Origin of the sequence: Aliishimia ponticola (assembly GCF_004803475.1) — a bacterium.
Classification (GTDB): domain Bacteria; phylum Pseudomonadota; class Alphaproteobacteria; order Rhodobacterales; family Rhodobacteraceae; genus Aliishimia; species Aliishimia ponticola.
Genome location: NZ_SRKY01000001.1, coordinates 184,352 through 203,129 on the forward strand (window position 1 = coordinate 184,352; position 18,778 = coordinate 203,129).

Consider the following 18,778-nt stretch of genomic DNA (forward strand, 5'->3'; position numbering starts at 1 on the left):
GTTCAAGACTTCGCAGCAAGGGGCCTGATACGTGACCGGACCGCAACGCCGCGCCGCAATCAGCGCTGACGCCGGGCAGGTTGTCGGCGTCACGGTGCAATATGTGATCGACACGCTGACCAACCGCATCGTGTCGCAGGAATACGGCGTCGATGAACGGCTGCCGTCGGAACGGCAGATGGCGCTGGATCTGGGCGTGGCGCGCAACACGGTGCGCGAAGCGCTCGACAAGCTCGAAGACCGGGGCATGATCCGCCGCCGTGCCGGGTCCGGCTCTTTCGTGACCTATGACCCGGACGCCGCAGCCAGTTCCATCGCGCCCGTCGCGGCGGAAACGGGGCCGCTCCACCTGCAAGTCGTGCGCGGCATGTTCGAGCCGGAGATGGTGCGGCTGGCGATCCTGAACATGGCCCCGCGCCAGATCGAAGCGCTGGGCCAAACCCTGTCAAAAATGGAAGCGGTGCAGACCGACGCGATGAAATTCGTGCGGCTGGAGGAAGAATTCCACCGCCAGATCGCGGAGGGCACCGGCAATCCGCTGCTGACCGCCTGCTATAACCTCGTGATCGACGCGCGGCGGCAAAGCTTTCGGTCCGCCATGTATCGCCGTCACCTGACGCCCAGCCGGATTGCGGCCTATCAACGTGGGTATAATGCGCTGTTCAACGCGATTGCCGCGCGCGACATCGAAGAGGCCAGCGAATTCATGAAGCTGACGCTGCTGGAAGACCAAAGCCTGCTTATGCAGGAAGATTGACCGCCACCTCCGGGTCGGGTGGGGCAAGGCGCTGATGCCACATCTGGCCCAGCGCGGTCATATGCCGTTTCAGACCGTCCTCATGCGCGTCGAGCCATTTCAGCACCGATCCGAATTCCGCGATCCGCGCGCGCCCGTCGCGGATTTTCACCACGGGCCAGTCGCCGACCAGCGCATTGTCGATCCCGAAAAGCGGTGTGCCGTACCAGCGCGCGGGGCCAAATGCGTGCTGCATTTCCTGCCGCCGCTTCATCGCTGCCAGAACTGACACGGGGGCGACGGTATCGGCCAGTTCCACCGCGTTGTGCCACAGATCGAGCACAGAGGCATATTCCCAGCTGACCGCGTTCCACTTGCCCGGGAAATTCTGGTTGTAGCTGTCGAAAAACGCTTTGGGGCGGCTGAAGAAAAACGCCGTGTCGGCCAGCATCGGATCGTCGAAATCGGGGAACTGAAAGGTGTATTTTGCCATGAAATCCGGCGAGGTCCGCGCGATCATCCTTGCGTAATCGTCCGCCGTGCAGGCCAGAATTTCGCCCCTGAACCCCTGCTGATACGCCGCTTCGGTCAGCGCCTGCATCATCGGCGGCGCGGAAGAACACCAGCACAGCACATCCGGCCCCTCGGCCAGCATCGCCGCGACGATCTCTTCCGCGTTGGTGTCCGTCGGGGCATAGCGGATTTCCTTGACCATCTGGTGTCCGGTCGCCTCGAACGCGGCGCGGTAAACGGCAAGCGAAGGCAGGCCAAGCCGGTCGGTCTGGCTGCACAGCGCCACCTTTCTGGCCTGCGGGGCGGCCCGTGCCAACCATTCGACGCCGGTAACGTTGAACAGCGGATGCACCTCGGCCGGGGCGATCATATAGGGCGTATCGGGGGACAGGTCGGTCGGCAGCAGGGTCGAGACCAGCACGCGCCGCCGCATCAGATAGGGCAGCACCGGCGCGAAACTGTCGCCCCCCAGGGTCAGGATCAGCCTTACGCGCTGATGCTCCACCATATCGCGCGTGGCGGCGAGGGTCGCGTCCGGCCCAAGCGCGCTGTCATGGGTGACGATCTCTACCCGGTGGCGCCGCCCGGCGATCATCAGACCGCCCGACGCATTGATCCCCTGCACCCAAAGGCGGCACCCATCGATGCCCTGCTGACCCCACTCTGCCTCCGGCCCGGTGAGGGGCGTGACAAAGCCAATTCGGACAGGAGACCGATTCTGCGCGCCCAATAACTTGAGCGAACCAGTTACCGCGAGGCGCTGTGCGAACGAAACACTGCTCATAAATTCATCCTTATCCGGTTTCTCGCTCAAATTCTGCCGAAATTTTAGGGAAATAAAATTTCTACAGGGGAAATAATTGACCGATTGGCACCGCGCGCCCCTCAATGGTTCACGACGCTGGACCAGTTTCCGAACCTGGTATGGACCAAATTCTGAGCAGAGGGGAAGATCATGTCGAAACGTGTTGCAGTCATTGGGGCCGGACCGTCCGGCCTTGCGCAGCTCAGGGCATTTCAGTCGGCCGCCGAAAAGGGAGAGGACATCCCAGAGGTCGTCTGCTTCGAAAAACAGAGCAATTGGGGCGGGCTTTGGAACTACACGTGGCGCACCGGTCTCGATGAGAATGGCGAGCCTGTGCATTGCTCCATGTATCGTTACCTGTGGTCCAACGGCCCGAAAGAGGGGCTGGAATTCGCGGACTATTCGTTCGAGGAACATTTCGGCAAGCAGATCGCATCCTACCCGCCGCGTGCGGTGCTTTTCGATTATATCGAAGGGCGGGTGATCAAGGCGGATGTGCGCAAGTGGATCCGGTTCAACAGCCCCGTGCGCTGGGTGGATTACGACGCAGAGACCGGCAAGTTCACCGTTACCGTGCATGACCACGACAAGGACAGCTCCTATAGCGAGGAATTCGACTATGTGATCTGCGCCTCTGGGCATTTTTCGACCCCGAACGTGCCCTATTACGAGGGGTTCGACAATTTCAACGGCCGGATCGTCCATGCCCATGACTTCCGCGATGCGCGTGAATTTACCGGCAAGGATGTGCTGGTGGTGGGCGCGTCCTATTCGGCCGAGGATATCGGCTCGCAATGCTGGAAATACGGCGCCAAGTCGATCACCAGCTGCTACCGCTCTGCGCCGATGGGCTTTGCCTGGCCGGAGAACTGGGAAGAGAAGCCCGCGCTGCAAAAGCTGGACGGCAAGACCGCGTATTTTGCCGATGGCACGACCAAGGATGTCGATGCGATCATCCTGTGCACCGGCTACAAGCACTTCTTCAGCTTCCTGCCCGACGATCTGCGCCTGAAGACTGCCAACCGGTTGGCCAGTGCGGATCTCTACAAGGGGGTGGTCTATGTCCACAACCCGGCGATGTTCTATCTGGGGATGCAGGACCAGTGGTTCACCTTCAATATGTTCGATGCGCAGGCATGGTGGGTGCGCGATGCCATCATGGGCAAGATCGCACTGCCCAATGACAAGGACGCGATGCTGGCCGATGTGGCCGAGCGCGAGGCGCGCGAAGAGGCCAGCGATGACGTGAAATACGCCATCAAGTATCAGGCGGAATACGTGAAGGAGCTGGTGGCCGAGACGGATTACCCCAGCTTCGACATCGATGGGGCCTGTCAGGCGTTCTTCGAATGGAAGGCGCATAAGGCCGAAGACATCATGGCCTTCCGCAACAACAGCTACAAATCGGTCATCACCGGCACCATGGCGCCTGTCCACCATACCCCGTGGAAAGACGCGCTGGACGACTCGATGGAAGTCTATCTGCAAAACTGAAGAAGGAGCGTGGCCGGGTCTGTCCCGGTCACCCAAAAGCCCATGCTGGACGATATCCTCCGCGCAGATTTCCGCCCCGGCCCGCCGCGCCCGACGCGCGTGCGGCGGCCATCCGGCATGATCCGGCTGCGCGGCGAGGAACGGCATGGGATACCGGGGGCAGGGGCCATTTTGGTCGAATTGCGACCCGGTGACCGGATCGAACTGGTGAATGACGAAGGTGGCCAGCGGGCCGAGCTTGTGGCGATCCATCCCGATGGGCGCGCCGACGCGGGTCTGCTGGGCGCGGCGGCGGAGGGCTCCGCCACGGGGCTTGTCGCACTGATCGGCGCGGGCGGTCCGCCGTCCAAACGCGTGCGGGCAGGCTGCGCGCGGCGCGGGCTTGATCTGGACACGGCGCTGAGGGCCGGGCAGGCGGTATCGCTGTTCGGCACGGCCAGCCCGGAGGGCGATCGCGCGGCATTCACTGCGCAAGGGCCGGGCTATGCGATCGTGGCAGCCCCCGGCACGCCGATGGATCTGGAACGGCAGGACACCGCCACGCCGCTGACACTGCATCTGACCCGCGCCAATCCCGATCTGAGCCCGCGTTTCGATCTGCCGGACCCTCTGGCCGATCCGATCCTCGATCTGCGCGTGCGCTCCGCCACCGCCGAGGCGTATCGGATCAAGGCAGGCGAGTATTTCCAGATCATCGATGTGGATGGCCGCCAATGCACGGATTTCCAATGCTTTGACGCCCGCAAGCTGGATCGCGGTATCGCCCATCCACTGGACGTGACGACCACGCGCACGCTGCAACACCACGCCTATCCGATGCCGGGGCTACACGGGAAGTATTTCGATCAGGACATGGTGCCGCTGGTCGAGGTCATTCAGGACACATGCGGGCGGCACGATGCCTTCGCGCTGGCCTGTGCGGCCAAGTATTACGACGATATCGGCTATCCCGGCCATGCCAACTGCTCGGACAATTTCAACAGCGCGCTGGCCGATTACGGCGTGCCTGCGCGGCCCGGCTGGATGGCGGCGAATTTCTTCTTCAACACCGCCGTGGACGACCATGGCGTGCTGCTGGCGGACGAGCCGTGGTCGCGTCCGGGCGACTACGTGATGCTGCGGGCGCTGACCGATATCGTCTGCGTTTCTTCTGCCTGTCCCGATGACACCTCTTCGGCCAATGGCTGGGATCTCACCGACATTCACGTGCGCAGCTATTCCGGCACCGAGCGTTTTCAACGCGCCGCCGCATGGCGTGCCACCCCAGACGCGGAGCCTGTGATGACGCGCGAAACTGCCTTCCACGACAAGTTTGCGGCCATGACCCGTGATTTCGTGGATTACAAGGGCTTCTGGCTGCCCAATTCCTTCCCGACCACCGATGCCGTGGAAAGCTATTGGGCGTGCCGCGAGGGCGTCGTGGCGCTGGACCTCTCCGCGCTGCGCAAATTCGAAGTCACCGGCCCCGATGCCGAAGCGCTGATGAACTGGGTGCTAACGCGCAACGTCGAAAAGCTGGGCGTGGGGCAGGTGGTCTATACGGCCATGTGCTACCCCCATGGCGGGATGATCGACGACGGCACGCTGTTCCGCCTTGGCGCGCAGAACTTCCGCTGGATCGGCGGCTCTGACGAGGGCGGCGTGTGGATGCGCGAACAGGCCGAGGCGCTGGGGCTGAACGTGCTGATCCGGTCCTCCACCGATCAGATGCACAATCTGGCTGTGCAAGGCCCCAAGTCGCGCGGCCTGATGGCCGAGGTGATCTGGACCGCCCCCCATCAGCCCGCAATTCAGGATCTGGGCTGGTTCCGCTTTACCGTGGGCCGCATCGGCGGGCCGCAGGGCGCGCCGGTCGTGGTTTCGCGCACGGGCTATACGGGCGAGCTTGGCTATGAGGTGTTCTGCCACCCCAAGGATGGGGCAGAGGTCTTTGACGCGATCTGGGCGGCCGGCACGCCGCTGGGCATCCGCCCGCTGGGGCTGGAAGGGCTGGACCTGCTGCGCATCGAAGCGGGCCTGATCTTTGCCGATTACGATTTCACCGATCAGACCGACCCGTTCGAGGCCGGCATCGGCTTTACCGTTCCGCTGAAGTCGAAAACCGCCGATTTCGTGGGCCGCGATGCCCTGATCCGCCGCAAGGAAACGCCCGCCCGCAAGCTGGTCGGGCTGGAGATCGAAGGCCAGGAGCCGGTGGCGCATGGCGATCCGGTGCGGATCGGACGCGCGCAGGTGGGCGAGGTGACATCTGCCATGCGCTCTCCGCGTCTGGGCCGCATGATCGCGCTGGCCCGCATCGACGTGGCCCATGCCGAGATCGGCACCGAGGTCGAGATCGGACAATTGGACGGACATATCAAACGGGTCGAAGCACGGATTTCGCCCTTCCCACACTACGACCCGAAGAAAGAACGCCCACGGTCATAAGGCCGGGGATGGGGAGGGAAACTCCACGCGGGCGGCGCGCCGTCCGGAGACACAACAAGGAGCTTGGACGTGGAACAGGAACTGGCAAACTTGGCGGCAACAGTCGCCGAACTGGAGGCAAAGGCGGCCGCGACCGGCAGTATTTTCTCCGAAACCTTCTACTACTTGACGATCCCCCTCATGGTGCTGATCCATGTGGGCTTTCTTGCCTATGAGATGGGCGCATCGCGGTCGAAAAACGCGCTGGCGTCAGGCATCAAGAATATCCTCGCCTTCGCGATGATCGTGCCGTTCTTCTATTATGTCGGCTGGTGGATCTACTGGGCCTTCCCCACAGGGCTGAGCGGCGCGATGGGCGCCATGGAAATCTCCGGCTTTGCCTATGCAAACGAGATCGCAAGCCCGACCAGCCCTTACATGGGTCCGAACCTTGCCGACCAGGCGTCGGGTGTGTTCTGGGGCGCGTTCGTCCTGTTCGCGGCCACCACCGCGTCGATCCTGTCCGGGTCGGTGATCGAGCGTATCCAGTTGACCGGCTTTATCGTGCTGGCCGTTGTGCTGGGCGCCTTCGTGTGGATTCTTGCCGCCGCTTGGGGCTGGCATGCAGATGGCTGGCTGGTCACAAAGCTTGGCTATCACGATTTCGGCGCATCGGGCGTTGTCCACATGATCGCGGGCTTCTTCGCGCTGGGCGTTCTGCTCAACCTTGGGCCGCGGATCGGCAAGTTCAACGCCGATGGCAGCGCCAACCAGCTTGCCGGGCACTCCATGCCGATGACGCTGATCGGCCTGATGCTGATCATCGCGGGCTTCTGGGGCTTTCTCATGGGCTGCGTTATCGTCCCGGGTGAGGCCTGGTCCTGGAGCGGCAAGATCGAAACGTCGATCTATGGCACGCCGATGACCATGTCGGGCATGACCTTCAACGTGCTGATGGCCTTTGCGGGCGGCATCATCGGCGCCTGGATGACCACGCGCGATCCGTTCTGGATGATGTCCGGCGCGCTGGGCGGGATCATTTCGGCCGCAGCCGGGATCGATCTGTGGTGGCCGCCGCTGGCCTTCGTGATCGGCTTCATCGGGGCCTGCATGATGCCCTTCGTCGCCAGCTTTATCGAGCGGATGAAGATCGACGATGCGGTCGGCGCGTTCACCGTCCACGGCTTCCTTGGCCTTTGGGGCGTGATCGCTGTCGGTATCGTCGGCAGCGGCTATCCGGCGATGTTCGGCGACGCGGACGTGATCGAAATCTCGCTCATGGGCCAGCTGGGCGGCGCGGCTGTCATGGCGCTGCTGGGCTTCGTGCCGGGCTATGCCGTGTCCTTCCTTCTCAAGGTGACTGGGATGCTGCGCGTGCCGGAAGCGGCGGAAGTGCTGGGTCTCGATCTGACCAAGGTGCCGTCCTCCGCTTACCCGGAATCGATCCACCCCTCTGTCTCGCCCGCTGAATAAGCGGACGGGCTCGCTCTTAATCGGAAAGGAAACAAGATGAACCCTGTAACCGCTGGAACCTGGGATGGATTTGAAGGCGCCTATTACACCGGCTTTGGCAGCATGGAACTGATCTGGCTGCTGGCCACCATGGTGCTGCTGGGTATCGCCATCTTCCTTGGCAACAAGCACGAGAAATCGGCCTACGACGCGGTCGAAAAACGCTAAGGCCACGGCCTTTGGTCCGGGGCGGTCCCGCTGCCCCGGACCCTTGCAGAACACACAAGAACAAGACGCTAGACAGGTTAGGAAGACAGACAAATGACCGCATCATGGAGATTTTCAGCCCTTGCCGACCGGCACCGCGCCATGGGCTCCGATCTGGAGGACTGGAGCGGCATGGGCACCGCCTGGAGTTATGACAAGGACCAGACCGAAGAATACCTTGCCATTCGCACCAAGGCGGGCGTCATGGATGTATCCGGTCTCAAGAAGGTGCATGTGATCGGCCCCCATGCCAGCCACGTGATCGACCGCGCCGTGACGCGCGATATCGAAAAGCTCAAACCGGGGCGTTCGACCTATGCCTGTATGCTGAACGAGCAGGGCAAATTCGTCGATGATTGCGTGATCTACCGCATGGGCCCGCATAGCTTCATGGTGGTGCATGGCTCTGGCGCGGGACACGAGCAGCTGACAATGGCGGCGACCGGGCGCAATGTGTCGGTGCTGTTCGACGACGATCTGCACGACATTTCGCTGCAAGGCCCGCTGGCCGTGGATTTTCTGGAAAAGCACGTGCCGGGCATCCGCGACGTGGTCTATTTCAGCCACATCCACACCATGCTGTTCGGCAAGCCTGTCACGATCTCGCGCACTGGCTATACCGGCGAGCGCGGATACGAGATTTTCTGCCGCCGTCAGGATGCGGTGGAAATCTGGGACACGATCGTCGCGGAAGGGGCCGGGATGGGCATCATTCCGACGCGCTTTACCACGCTCGATCTGCTGCGGGCGGAAAGCTATCTGCTGTTCTTCCCCTATGACAATTCCGAGATGTACCCGTTCGAGGACGAGGCCCATGGCGACACGCTTTGGGAACTCGGTCTGGATTTCACCGTGTCCAAGGGCAAGACCGGCTTTCGCGGCGCGGAAGAGCATTACCGCCTCAAGGGCAAGGAACGGTTCAAGATCTACGGCGTCAAGCTGGAGGGCACCGAACCGGCGGCCGAGGGCGCGCCGCTGCTCAAGGATGGCAAGCAGGTCGGTGTCGTCACCATCGGCATGTACAGCCCGCTGAACGAACACAATGTGGGCATCGCCCGGATGCCGGTCGATTGCGCCGTGCCGGGCACCGCGCTGACCGTGCAGAACCCCGATGGCGAGATCGCCGCGACCGCAAGCCCGATGCCGTTCTACGACCCGGACAAGCTGCGCCGGACTGCGAAAGGCTAAGGATGTCGGCCCTTGCGATGCCTCACGCGTTGCAAGGGCTGCACCCCCAGCAAAAGACTGAGGATACCCCATGACCCGAGTCACATTTTCCCCCTCGATCCTGAGCCGCCCGGTCTATGCGCCGCTGGAAAGCCACGGCGCCGGGCCCACGATCATGCTGTGCGACGCCGAAGGGGCGGCGGCCATTCTGGACCTGGCCGAGCGCGACCCGGCGGTGATGGATTATGCGCATGTGATCTATATCCCGTCGGGCAGCGATTACACCGTGCGGATGCGCGCACTGGAGGCGCGGCAATATCACGAGGCCCCAAGTTATGACGCGATTACAGCGCGCTACCGCAAGGCCTTGGCCGATGCGACCATGGGCACGCGGCTGTATCTTGCCGGCACCGAAGGTCTGATCGGCAAAGCCGCCGCCGAGGCGCTTGCCGCCGGATTGCCCGCGCAGGCCATTCAGGCCGAACATCGCGGCTCCATCGCGCGCCGGATGCAATGCGTTCACTGCAAGGGCGTGACCGAAGATGTGACCACCGACCCCTTCACCTGTTCCCATTGCGGTCTGACCCTGTTCGTGCGGGACCATTTCTCGCGCAGGCTGGGGGCCTTCCAAGGGGTTTGCGTCGATGCCGAAACACCGGGCGAGGTGCCCGAGCGCCAGGAGATTCTTCCATGATCGCCCAAATGCTTCGCGTGACCGAAAAAGAAGCGCTGACCCCGCTTGTGACCCGTTTTCGCTTTGAACATCCCGATGGCGCGCCGCTGCCGCTCTTTTCCGGCGGGGCGCATGTGGTGGTCGAAATGCCCTATGGCGACATGCTGCGCCGCAACGCCTATTCGCTGATCTCTGCCCCTGATGACGGGTCGGGCTATGAGATCGCAGTGCGGCGCGAAGATAACGGGCGCGGCGGGTCGCGCTTCATGCATGGCAATGTCGCGACCGGCGACCTGATGGCCGTGACAAGCCCGTTCAACCTGTTTTCGCTGGACCTGCGCGCGCGCAAGCACGTGTTGATCGCAGGCGGCATCGGGATCACGCCCTTCCTGTCGCAGCTGCACCAATTGTCCCGGATGCAGGTGCCGTTCGAACTGCATTACGCGGCCCGCAGCCGGGAAGAGGCCGCAGGGCTGACCTTTTTGCCCAGCCTGCCGCATATCCACCTGCATATCAGCAACGAGGGCAACCGGATGGACCTTGGCGCGATCCTCAGCGGGCAACCCTTGGGCACCCATGTCTATACCTGTGGCCCCGAAGGGCTGATCGCTGCGGTGGAAGATGCGGCCCGGCGCCATGGCTGGCCCGCCGCCGCGCTTCATTCCGAAGCGTTCCTGTCGCCGCCGCCGGGCAAGCCGTTCAAGGTCACGCTGGCGCGCTCGGGCCAGACGCTGACGGTCGGCCCGCATCAAAGCCTTCTCGAAGCGTTGGAAGCCGCCAGGATCGACATCCCATGGAGCTGCCGTGGCGGCGCCTGCGGCCAATGCGAGACCGCCGTGACCTCGTGCAAGGGCCGGATCGAGCATAACGACCACTGGCTCAGCGACGATGACTGCGCCGCCCAGACCAAGATCATGCCCTGCGTCTCTCGTTTCGAGGGGCAGGAACTCATCATTGACCGATAGGAGGCTGCGATGACCATCCAGTTCAACGACGAAACCTTCCGCGATGATTACACCTTCTTCAACTCTCCCGTCGCCATCGCCCGGTTCCCGTTCCCCTTCGACAAGGACGACTACATGTATTCGGTCAACATGGAACCCCATGAGACCGGGCCGGAGGGCACGCCCTTTGACGTGCGCTTTGACGTGGACGAACATTATGTCAGCGAAATGCGCGACCGGGCGATCACGCTCGACGAAGACCCGCTGCGCTGCCAGTCGCTGCCGCATATGGAACTGGCGGGCTGGGATTTGCTGGAACTGATCATGGTGTCCAAGGCGGCGGATTATCCCGACCTGTTCACGCTGAACCGCGACGGCGATCGCTGGCACTGGATCAACAAGCCCTTGGGGATCGAACAACGCTTTACCTTCGGCGATCCCACGACGCTGCCCTATGGGCCGATGGAATACATCACCCGGCAGGCCCAAGGCGATTTCGCCGTGCTGGACCAGCGCGAGGACAATCTGTGGATGGATGCCGGTATGGTCACCAGCCAGGCGGATTGGAGCCTTGATTTCGACATCGGCATGAACTTCTTCGAATGGCATGCACCGGTGCCCAAGGCGCATGAAATGGGCGTCTTCCAGCGGGCGTTGAAATTCCTCATGCATGTCAATCAGGACACTCCGGCGCGGCGGCTGAACTGGACCATGACGGTCAATCCCCGGCTGGATACCAGCCCGGAAAACTACCACAAATGGGGCCCGGAAAAGCGCACGATCACGCCAGAGAATGTCGGGCAAAAACAGTATCTTCGGGTCGAACTTCAAACCTTCTGGCGGTTGCCGCGATCGAACGCGCTGGCTTTTCCGATCCGCTGTTATCTGATCAATCTGGAAGACCTGACAAGCGTGCCCAAATGGGGGCGCCGCCTGCACCGTGTCCTGCGCGATCTGCCCGATGAACTGGCCGATTACAAAGGCTTTGCGGTGAACCGCCCGGTGATCGTGGAGTACCTGTCGAAATTCGACGATGGCGCGCCCACCTCGGCGGGCATCTACCCGGACGAAACCGACGTGGCGCTGAACAAGGTACCAGCCCGCGTTTAAGGGCCCCCGTTTAAGGGCGCCCGGCGGGGCGGTGTGACGAAAATCATCAAGGAAAGGGTGCCGCGATGGCGTGGTTGATCTTGTGTATTGCGGGACTTTTGGAAATCGGCTGGACGATGGGGCTGAAACTGTCGGACGGTTTCACCAAACTGGTGCCGACGATCCTGACGCTGGCGCTGGCGATGTTCAGCATTTACCTTGTCAGCCTGTCCGCGCGCTCCATCCCCGTTGGCACCGCCTATGCGGTCTGGGCCGGGGTCGGCGCAGTGGGGACGGTGATTTTCGGCATCATCATCTTCGCCGAGCCTGTGTCCATCGCGCGCTTTGCCTGTGTCGGTCTGATCGTCGCGGGTATCATCGGGCTGAAGCTGGTGGATGGCAGTGCCTGAGTGGCGCTGGGGTCAGGCCAGCGCGGCGGTCAATGCGACAAGGCCCAACGTCTCTGACACCGCCTGAACCGTGCCCAGAACGTCGCCGGTCTGGCCCTTGATCCGCCGCTGGGCCAGTGCTGCAACGGCTGCGGCACCAAGGCCCATCGCGATCAACGCTCCAAGGGCGGGCGGGCCAAGCAGAACGGCCAGCACCGCGCCCGACACTGCCCCGGGGACAAGCGCCCCGGCAGCCGGGCCTGCCGCCCCGTGGCCCAGCCCATCACGGCGCGCGGCGGGCATCCAGACCAGCGCGGCCAGCATCAATACCCGGCTGAAAACACCGGTGAACAGCAACGCCAAAAGGGCAGGGCCGGTCGCGATTTCGGCCAGAGCCACGGTTTTCAGGGACAGTGCGAAAACCAGCGCCACGACGCCGTAACTGCCGATCCGGCTGTCGCGCATGATCTCAAGGCAATGGTCGCGGTCGCGCCCACCGCCCAGCCCGTCGGCGCAATCGGCCAGCCCGTCCTCATGCAGCGCACCGGTGCTCAGCACCATCGCAGCCAGCGCAACGAGGGCCCCCAGAAGCGGCGTCAGTCCCATGAACAGGGCCGCGTGCAAGACGGCCCAGCCGATGCCGCCGGTCACCAGACCGACAAGGGGATAGGCCCATGCCGCTTGCGCCAAGCGCGGTGCCGGGTCGGGCAGATGCCCCATCGGAATCCGGGTCAGCATCATCATGGCAAGCCGCGCTTCGTGGATGCGGCGCGCCGCGCTCATCCGCCTGCGACCCCGGCCTCGGCAAAGGTGGCCATGCCGCTGTGACAGGCCAGCGCACCACGCAGGATGGACAGCGCCAGCGCCGCGCCGGAACCTTCGCCAAGCGCCATGTCGAGCGCGAGGATCGGCTCCTTGCCCAAGGACGCGCAAAGATGGCGATGGCCCGGCTCGCGGCTGGCATGACCGATCAGGCAGTGATCGAGAAAGGCAGGGTCGGCCACGTGCAGCGGCGCGACGGCGGCGGTGCAGATGAACCCGTCCAGCAGGACCGGGATGCGGGCCGCGCGGGCGGCCAAAACCGCGCCGCAGATCGCCGCCTGTTCGCGCCCGCCAAGCGCGGCCAGCTGCGTCAGGCCCGATGTCGCCGCATGGCGCGCCACCGCGGTCGCCACGACGCTGGCCTTATGCGCGATACCTGCCGCGTCCGACCCGGTGCCCGCACCGACCCAATCGGCGGCCGCGCCGCCAAAGGCGCCATTGGCCAGCGCTGCGGCCACGGTCGAATTGCCGATCCCCATCTCGCCAAGGATCAGGACATCGGCCTTGGGGTCGACCGCCTCTGCGCCGCGCCGCATCGCATCGAGGCACTCGGCCTCGGACATGGCCGGGCTTTCAGTGAAATCGGCGGTCGGATTATCGAGGTCCAGCGCGATGACCGAAAGCTGCGCGCCCGAAACGCCGCAAAGCTGGTTGATCGCCGCGCCGCCCGCTTCGAAATTCGCGACCATCTGCGCGGTCACTTCCTGCGGGAACGGGTTCACGCCCTGCGCGCAGACCCCGTGATTGCCCGCGAAAACAAGGGCTTGCGCCGAGGTGATCGCCGGTTTCGCGTCGCCCTGCCAGCCCGCCATGAAGATCGCCAAATCCTCCAGTCGGCCAAGCGATCCGGGCGGCTTGGTCAGTTCCGCCTGCCGCGCGCGCGCCGCGTCGATGGCGGCTTGGTCGGGCAGGGGCAGATCCTTTGCGAACCCGGAAACGGAGGCAAAGCTGTCAAAGCGCAAGGGAGATGTCATGTAGGTTTGACCTTAATTGGGTGGCCTGCCACGCATAGCCAGAGTTCATCGCACGCAGTGGCTACGTGCTGGTTCATCAGACCGGCGGCATCGCGAAATCTGCGCGCCAGTCGGTTTTCGGGGACGATGCCCGCGCCGACCTCGTTGGTGACGAAGATCACCGGAGAGCTCTGCCGCGCAAGGCTGTGCAACAGCGCATCCGTCTGCGCGGCCACGTCGCGTTCCGCGAACATCAGGTTGGACAGCCACAGCGTCAGGCAATCGACCAGACGTGGCCCTTGCCCATCGCTGCGATCCAGCGCTTCGCTCAGATCGAGAGGCGCGGTCAGCGTCGTCCATTCCGCGCCGCGACGGCTTTGATGCAGCGCGATCCGGTCGGCCATTTCGGCGTCATGCGCATCGGCCGTGGCGATGTAAATCGCGGGCGCACCAAGGGCCAGAGTCATGCGCTCTGCCAAGGTGCTTTTGCCCGAACGGGCGCCGCCGGTGATCAGTATCGACTTTCCCATGGCTGCGTGACAAAGCAGAAACGAAAGAAAGAGGGAAGAGCACTTTGACCCCGATCGCGCGCGATGAACTGATCCTTCTGCGCCACGCCCCCGCCGATCATGGCGGGCGGCTGTGCGGGCGGACTGATGTGGCCGCCTGTCTTCCGGGCGAGGAGGTACTGGCCCCGCTGCGCGCGCGTCTGGCCGGGGCGCAGGTCGTGACAAGCCCCGCGCTGCGCTGCCAGGCCACTGCGCAGGCGCTTTTCCCCGACCGGACCATTCCGCAAGACCCCCGCCTGTGGGAACAGGATTTCGGCACGGATGATGGGCGCGCCTTTTGCGATTTGCCCGATCTTGGCCCGCTGACGACCGAGGAACTGGCCCGCCATGCGGCCCCGGAGGGGGAGAGCTTTCTGGACATGACAGCCCGGATCGACCCCGCCTTGATGGCCTATGCGGCATCGGTGCAGGCGGAAGGGCCGATGGTGCTGGTGGCCCATGCGGGCACCGCGCGCGCGGCGCTCGGGATCGCGATGGGGCACCCGGCGCTGGCGCTGAAATTCGAAATTGCGCCCCTGTCGCTGGTGCGGCTGCGCTGCTTTGCGCAGGGGTTTTCGGTGATCGCGGTGAATGAGGGCGGCGTGACATGAGCTTTGCGGCGATGATGATCGTGGCCTGCGCGCTGGATGCGGTGCTGGGTTGGCCGGGCAGGCTTTACGCACGGATTGGCCACCCGGTCACATGGATCGGCGCGCTGATTTCCGGGCTGGAGCGGCGGCTCAATTCCGGGGCCGCATCGCGCCGGATCGGGGCAGGGGCCGTGACCACCGTAGCCGTTGTCGGGGTGACCGCTGCGCTGGCCCTCGCGGTGCAGGCGCTGCTGCCCGATGGCGCGGTCGGCGTGGTTCTTGGCGGGGTGCTGGCATGGCCTTTCGTGGCGCTGCGGTCGATGCATGACCACGTCAAAGCGGTGGCAACCCCCTTGGCCGCAGGCGATCTGCAAGGCGCGCGCCATGCGGTGTCGATGATCGTGGGGCGCGATCCCACCAAGCTGGATGCCGCCGGTGTCGCCCGCGGCGCGATGGAAAGCCTGGCGGAAAACACCTCTGACGGGATTGTCGCGCCCGTGTTCTGGGGCGCGGTTGCCGGATTGCCCGGTCTTGCAGCGTATAAGGCGATCAACACGCTCGATTCGATGATCGGCCACCGCAATGCCCGCTATGACGCGTTCGGCAAGGTGGCGGCGCGGCTGGACGATCTGGTCAACCTGATCCCGGCGCGTCTGACCGGCGCGCTTTTCGTGCTGGTGTCGGGCCGCGCGCGTGATGCCGCGCGGGTGATGTGGCGCGATGCAGGTCATCACCGGTCCCCCAATGCAGGCTGGCCCGAAGGCGCGATGGCCGGGGCGTTGCAGGTGCGTTTGTCCGGGCCGCGCGTCTATGGCGACCGTATCGCAGAAGAGCCATGGGTGAATGCCGGGGCACCGGACCCCTCGGCCATGGATTTGGCGCGCGGGCTGCGGCTGTATCGCCGCGCGATGTTGGCCATGGTGGCACTGCTGGCGCTGGCGGGGCTGGCCGGGCTATAGGCACGTGGCCGGGGATCACCCGGTCTTGGCGTCCCGGCCCAAGCAGGCCGTCGGCTCCCGCGCGGCATCCAGCAAAGCGTCCACGTCCAGATGCCGTTCCAGATGATCGGCAAGCGCGTCCAGCGTCGCCTCCACACTGGCGGTGTAACGCGCCTCGGACCGGGTGCCGAAACCGGACAGGAAAGCCGCGCGGAAGCCGTCGTCGGAAAACATGCCATGCAGATAGCTGCCCATGATGCGCCCATCGGCAGACACCGCGCCCTCCGGCATTTGCGCCACATGGGCGAAGGGGCGGTCCCGGTCCGGGCCGGTGCTTTCGCCGATATGGATTTCATAGCCCTGAAACCCCGCACCGCTGGCGCAATGGGTGGCGGTGATCTGAGTCAGATGCTTGCTTTGGGTCATGACGGTATCGATCTGCAGCAGGCCCAGACCGCTATCGGTGCCTGCGTCGCCTTCGATCCCATCGAGGTCGGCCACGCTGCGGCCCAGCATCTGATAGCCGCCGCAAATGCCCAACACATGCCCGCCACGGCGCACATGCGCGGCAATGTCCACATCCCAGCCCTGCGCACGCAAGAAAGCCAGATCGCCGCGCGTGGATTTGGTGCCGGGCAGGATCACCAGATCGGCATCGCCGGGGATCGCTTCGCCCGCCGCCAGCATGGTCAGCCGGACGCCCGGTTCCTGCGCCAGCGGGTCCAGATCGTCGAAATTGGCGATGCGCGACAGGCGCAGGCAGACGATATGCAGCCCCGCGCTGCGGGACGGGGCGGCGATGTCCAAGGCATCCTCTGCGGGCAATTTCCACGCATCGGGGAACCACGGGGCCACGCCGAAACCGCGCCAGCCGGTCTGATCCTCGATCATCCTGTAGCCGTCATCGAACAGGCTGGGATCGCCCCGAAACTTGTTGATCAAGAACCCCGCGACGCGCGCCGCATCGCCCGGATCGATCACCGCCTGCGTGCCGACGATCTGCGCGATGACGCCGCCCCGGTCGATATCGCCCGCCAGAACCACCGGCACCCCGGCCGCTTGGGCAAAGCCCATATTGGCGATGTCGCCGGCGCGCAGATTGACCTCTGCGGGGCTGCCTGCGCCTTCGACGATCACCAGATCATGGGCAGCGGCGAGGCGGTGAAAACTCTCCAACACCTTTTCCAGAAGCTGCGGCTTGAGGCGGAAATAGTCGCGCGCCTTGGCAGTCGTCAGCCGCTTGCCCTGCACGATGACCTGCGCGCCCGTATCCGTTTCGGGTTTGAGCAGGACCGGATTCATATCCGTATGCAGCGCCACCCCGCAGGCCAGCGCCTGCAACGCCTGCGCGCGCCCGATTTCGCCCCCATCGACCGTCACGGCGGCATTGTTGGACATGTTCTGCGGCTTGAACGGCGCGACGGACAACCCGCGCCGCGTCGCCGCCCTGCACAGCCCCGCCACCAGCATGGACTTGCCCACGTTGGAGCCGGTGCCTTGGATCATAAGCGCGCGGGGCATGGCAGTGTCCTTGAAAAAGCGCCCGCAGGGTAACGGCAGGCGCGTGCCGATGGATCGTCCCTTTTTTCGGTCGCCGCGCCGGATAGTCAAGCAGCCGCTTCGGGGCGGCGCAGGGCGGCGTTCGGCGTCCGGCGGTTCCGCCTAAAACTCCACACCCTTTTGCGCTTTGACGCCCAGATCCTTGAACGGGTGTTTGACCAGCGTCATCTCTGTCACCAGATCGGCGGCCTCGATCAATTCGGGCTTGGCGTTGCGCCCGGTCAGGCAGACATGGGTCATTTCGGGCTTTTCGTTCATCAGGAAATCAACCACGTCGTCGATATCAAGGTAATCGTAGCGCAGCGCGATGTTGATCTCGTCCAGCAGCACGAACTGAATTTCGGGGTCGAGGATCTGTTCCTTGGCGATCTTCCAGCCGTTCTGGGCGGCGGCGATGTCGCGGTCGCGGTCCTGCGTTTCCCAAGTGAACCCTTCGCCAGACACGAAGAAGCGCACCTCATCGGCGAAGCGATCGCGCAGGAACGTCTTTTCGCCGGTGTCCCAGTTGCCCTTGATGAATTGCACCACCGCGGCGGGCATCCCGTGGGCGATACAGCGCATGACCATGCCGAAACCCGCAGAAGATTTCCCCTTGCCGGTGCCGGTATGGACCATGATCAGGCCCTTTTCCTCGGTCTTGGTGGCCATCATCTTGTCGCGCGCGGCCTTGATCTTGCGCATCTTCTCATTGTGGCGGGCGGTGATGTCATCGGTCATGCTGGGGTCTCCCTGTTCGGGCACCACAGGTGACATTCGCCTTTGGGGCCGTCAATCCGGCAATTGACAAGGGGGCCGGTTCAAGGCCATTTGGCCGCTGATGGTTGCGCCGTTTGGCGCATGAAAAGGGAACGTGGTGAAAGTCCACGGCTGCCCCCGCAACTGTAAGCGGTTGCCCCTGTCACAACGCCACTGATTGCGGTCCGCCGCTATCGGGAAGGCGACAGGGGGGAAACCCGCGAGCCAGGAGATCTGCCATCCGATGTGCAACACGAAGTCCCGGGCGGGGTGCCCCGGAGGAGGAATTGAATGAGTGATACACCTGCTCCGGTGGAGCTTCTGGTCTGCGTCAAATGCAAGCGCGGGACCGATGTGGCCGAGGATGGCGAACGCCCCGGCACGGCCCTGTATGAAAGCCTTGCCGCCCGTGATCTGCCCGAAGGCGTGACGCTCAGCCCGGTCGAATGCCTGCAAAACTGCGAGGGCGGATGCTCTGTCGCGATGCGCGGGGGCGACCTGCGCTGGACATATGTGTACGCAAATCTGCACGAAGCGTCGGATACGGACCTCCTGCTGGAGGGGATTTCGCTGTATCGTGACGCAGCCGATGGCCTGATCCCGTGGCGGCAGCGGCCTGAACATTTCAAACGGAACTGCGTTGCGCGCATTCCCCCCCTGCGCAAACCGGCGCCGAACCTGACCGATCTTTGAGAAA

19 protein-coding genes and 1 riboswitch are annotated in these 18,778 nt (G+C 64.0%); of the genes, 13 read left to right on the forward strand and 6 right to left on the reverse strand.

Annotated features, from left to right (window positions below; genetic code table 11):
* The first annotated feature begins 31 nt into the window (after positions 1-31).
* Entirely contained in the window at positions 32-757 is a 726-nt protein-coding gene (locus E4Z66_RS00915) for a FadR/GntR family transcriptional regulator (RefSeq protein WP_246035821.1), read from the forward strand.
* On the opposite strand, the gene E4Z66_RS00920 is transcribed toward E4Z66_RS00915, so the two are convergent.
* On the reverse strand, positions 741-2,033 hold the full coding sequence (locus tag E4Z66_RS00920; protein WP_136461062.1) for an ABC transporter substrate-binding protein: 1,293 nt from the start codon (positions 2,031-2,033) through the stop codon (positions 741-743). The genes E4Z66_RS00915 and E4Z66_RS00920 overlap by 17 nt on opposite strands.
* A 171-nt stretch (positions 2,034-2,204) precedes the next feature.
* Here E4Z66_RS00920 and E4Z66_RS00925 point away from each other — a divergent pair, with 171 nt between their 5' ends.
* From E4Z66_RS00925 to E4Z66_RS00960, 9 genes are all read left to right on the forward strand, one after another.
* A complete protein-coding gene (locus E4Z66_RS00925) occupies positions 2,205-3,548 on the forward strand; it encodes an NAD(P)-binding domain-containing protein (RefSeq protein ID WP_211097093.1) in 1,344 nt (447 codons plus the stop codon).
* Positions 3,549-3,590: 42 nt separating this feature from the next.
* Positions 3,591-5,975, forward strand: a complete 2,385-nt coding sequence (locus tag E4Z66_RS00930) for a trimethylamine N-oxide demethylase (RefSeq protein ID WP_136462088.1) — start codon at positions 3,591-3,593, stop codon at positions 5,973-5,975.
* Between the two features lie 69 nt (positions 5,976-6,044).
* On the forward strand, positions 6,045-7,427 hold the full coding sequence (locus E4Z66_RS00935) for an ammonium transporter (RefSeq protein WP_136461064.1): 1,383 nt from the start codon (positions 6,045-6,047) through the stop codon (positions 7,425-7,427).
* Positions 7,428-7,463: 36 nt separating this feature from the next.
* On the forward strand, positions 7,464-7,634 hold the full coding sequence (locus E4Z66_RS19560) for a hypothetical protein (protein WP_168797693.1): 171 nt from the start codon (positions 7,464-7,466) through the stop codon (positions 7,632-7,634).
* 93 nt (positions 7,635-7,727) lie between these two features.
* The gene (locus tag E4Z66_RS00940) at positions 7,728-8,861 is read left to right on the forward strand and encodes an aminomethyl transferase family protein (RefSeq protein WP_136461065.1); all 1,134 of its coding nucleotides are present in this window, start codon (positions 7,728-7,730) and stop codon (positions 8,859-8,861) included.
* A gap of 70 nt (positions 8,862-8,931) precedes the next feature.
* Complete coding sequence (locus E4Z66_RS00945) at positions 8,932-9,534, forward strand: dimethylamine monooxygenase subunit DmmA family protein (RefSeq protein ID WP_136461066.1); 603 nt, start codon at positions 8,932-8,934, stop codon at positions 9,532-9,534.
* Positions 9,531-10,478 carry a PDR/VanB family oxidoreductase gene (locus tag E4Z66_RS00950; RefSeq protein ID WP_136461067.1) on the forward strand — a complete coding sequence of 316 codons (948 nt, stop codon included), beginning with the start codon at positions 9,531-9,533 and terminating at the stop codon, positions 10,476-10,478. Before E4Z66_RS00945 ends, E4Z66_RS00950 begins: the two co-directional genes overlap by 4 nt.
* Before the next feature lie 9 nt (positions 10,479-10,487).
* Complete coding sequence (locus E4Z66_RS00955; RefSeq protein WP_136461068.1) at positions 10,488-11,567, forward strand: heme-dependent oxidative N-demethylase family protein; 1,080 nt, start codon at positions 10,488-10,490, stop codon at positions 11,565-11,567.
* Between the two features lie 65 nt (positions 11,568-11,632).
* On the forward strand, positions 11,633-11,956 hold the full coding sequence (locus E4Z66_RS00960) for a DMT family transporter (protein WP_136461069.1): 324 nt from the start codon (positions 11,633-11,635) through the stop codon (positions 11,954-11,956).
* A 12-nt stretch (positions 11,957-11,968) separates the two neighbouring features.
* Here the strand turns inward: E4Z66_RS00960 and cobS are convergent, their stop codons facing one another.
* The 3 genes from cobS to cobU are packed head-to-tail and all read right to left on the reverse strand — an operon-like array spanning position 11,969 to position 14,240.
* Positions 11,969-12,718 carry an adenosylcobinamide-GDP ribazoletransferase gene (gene cobS, locus E4Z66_RS00965; RefSeq protein WP_136461070.1) on the reverse strand — a complete coding sequence of 250 codons (750 nt, stop codon included), beginning with the start codon at positions 12,716-12,718 and terminating at the stop codon, positions 11,969-11,971.
* A complete protein-coding gene (gene cobT, locus E4Z66_RS00970) occupies positions 12,715-13,731 on the reverse strand; it encodes a nicotinate-nucleotide--dimethylbenzimidazole phosphoribosyltransferase (RefSeq protein ID WP_136461071.1) in 1,017 nt (338 codons plus the stop codon). Before cobT ends, cobS begins: the two co-directional genes overlap by 4 nt.
* Positions 13,728-14,240 (reverse strand): bifunctional adenosylcobinamide kinase/adenosylcobinamide-phosphate guanylyltransferase, encoded by a 513-nt coding sequence (cobU, locus tag E4Z66_RS00975; protein ID WP_136461072.1) that lies wholly within the window; start codon positions 14,238-14,240, stop codon positions 13,728-13,730. The genes cobT and cobU overlap by 4 nt, the downstream gene beginning before the upstream one ends.
* A 44-nt stretch (positions 14,241-14,284) precedes the next feature.
* On the opposite strand from cobU, the gene E4Z66_RS00980 reads away from it, so the two are divergent.
* Positions 14,285-14,869 carry a histidine phosphatase family protein gene (locus tag E4Z66_RS00980; protein WP_136461073.1) on the forward strand — a complete coding sequence of 195 codons (585 nt, stop codon included), beginning with the start codon at positions 14,285-14,287 and terminating at the stop codon, positions 14,867-14,869.
* Positions 14,866-15,807, forward strand: coding sequence for an adenosylcobinamide-phosphate synthase CbiB (cbiB, locus tag E4Z66_RS00985; RefSeq protein ID WP_136461074.1), 942 nt, complete (start codon positions 14,866-14,868; stop codon positions 15,805-15,807). Before E4Z66_RS00980 ends, cbiB begins: the two co-directional genes overlap by 4 nt.
* A gap of 15 nt (positions 15,808-15,822) precedes the next feature.
* On the opposite strand, the gene E4Z66_RS00990 is transcribed toward cbiB, so the two are convergent.
* A complete protein-coding gene (locus E4Z66_RS00990) occupies positions 15,823-17,307 on the reverse strand; it encodes a cobyric acid synthase (RefSeq protein ID WP_136461075.1) in 1,485 nt (494 codons plus the stop codon).
* A 141-nt stretch (positions 17,308-17,448) separates the two neighbouring features.
* A complete protein-coding gene (gene cobO, locus E4Z66_RS00995) occupies positions 17,449-18,063 on the reverse strand; it encodes a cob(I)yrinic acid a,c-diamide adenosyltransferase (protein ID WP_136461076.1) in 615 nt (204 codons plus the stop codon).
* Between the two features lie 84 nt (positions 18,064-18,147).
* A riboswitch (cobalamin riboswitch) is annotated at positions 18,148-18,337 on the forward strand.
* 35 nt (positions 18,338-18,372) lie between these two features.
* On the opposite strand from cobO, the gene E4Z66_RS01000 reads away from it, so the two are divergent.
* Positions 18,373-18,774, forward strand: coding sequence for a DUF1636 family protein (locus tag E4Z66_RS01000; RefSeq protein WP_136461077.1), 402 nt, complete (start codon positions 18,373-18,375; stop codon positions 18,772-18,774).
* Positions 18,775-18,778: the final 4 nt, after the last annotated feature.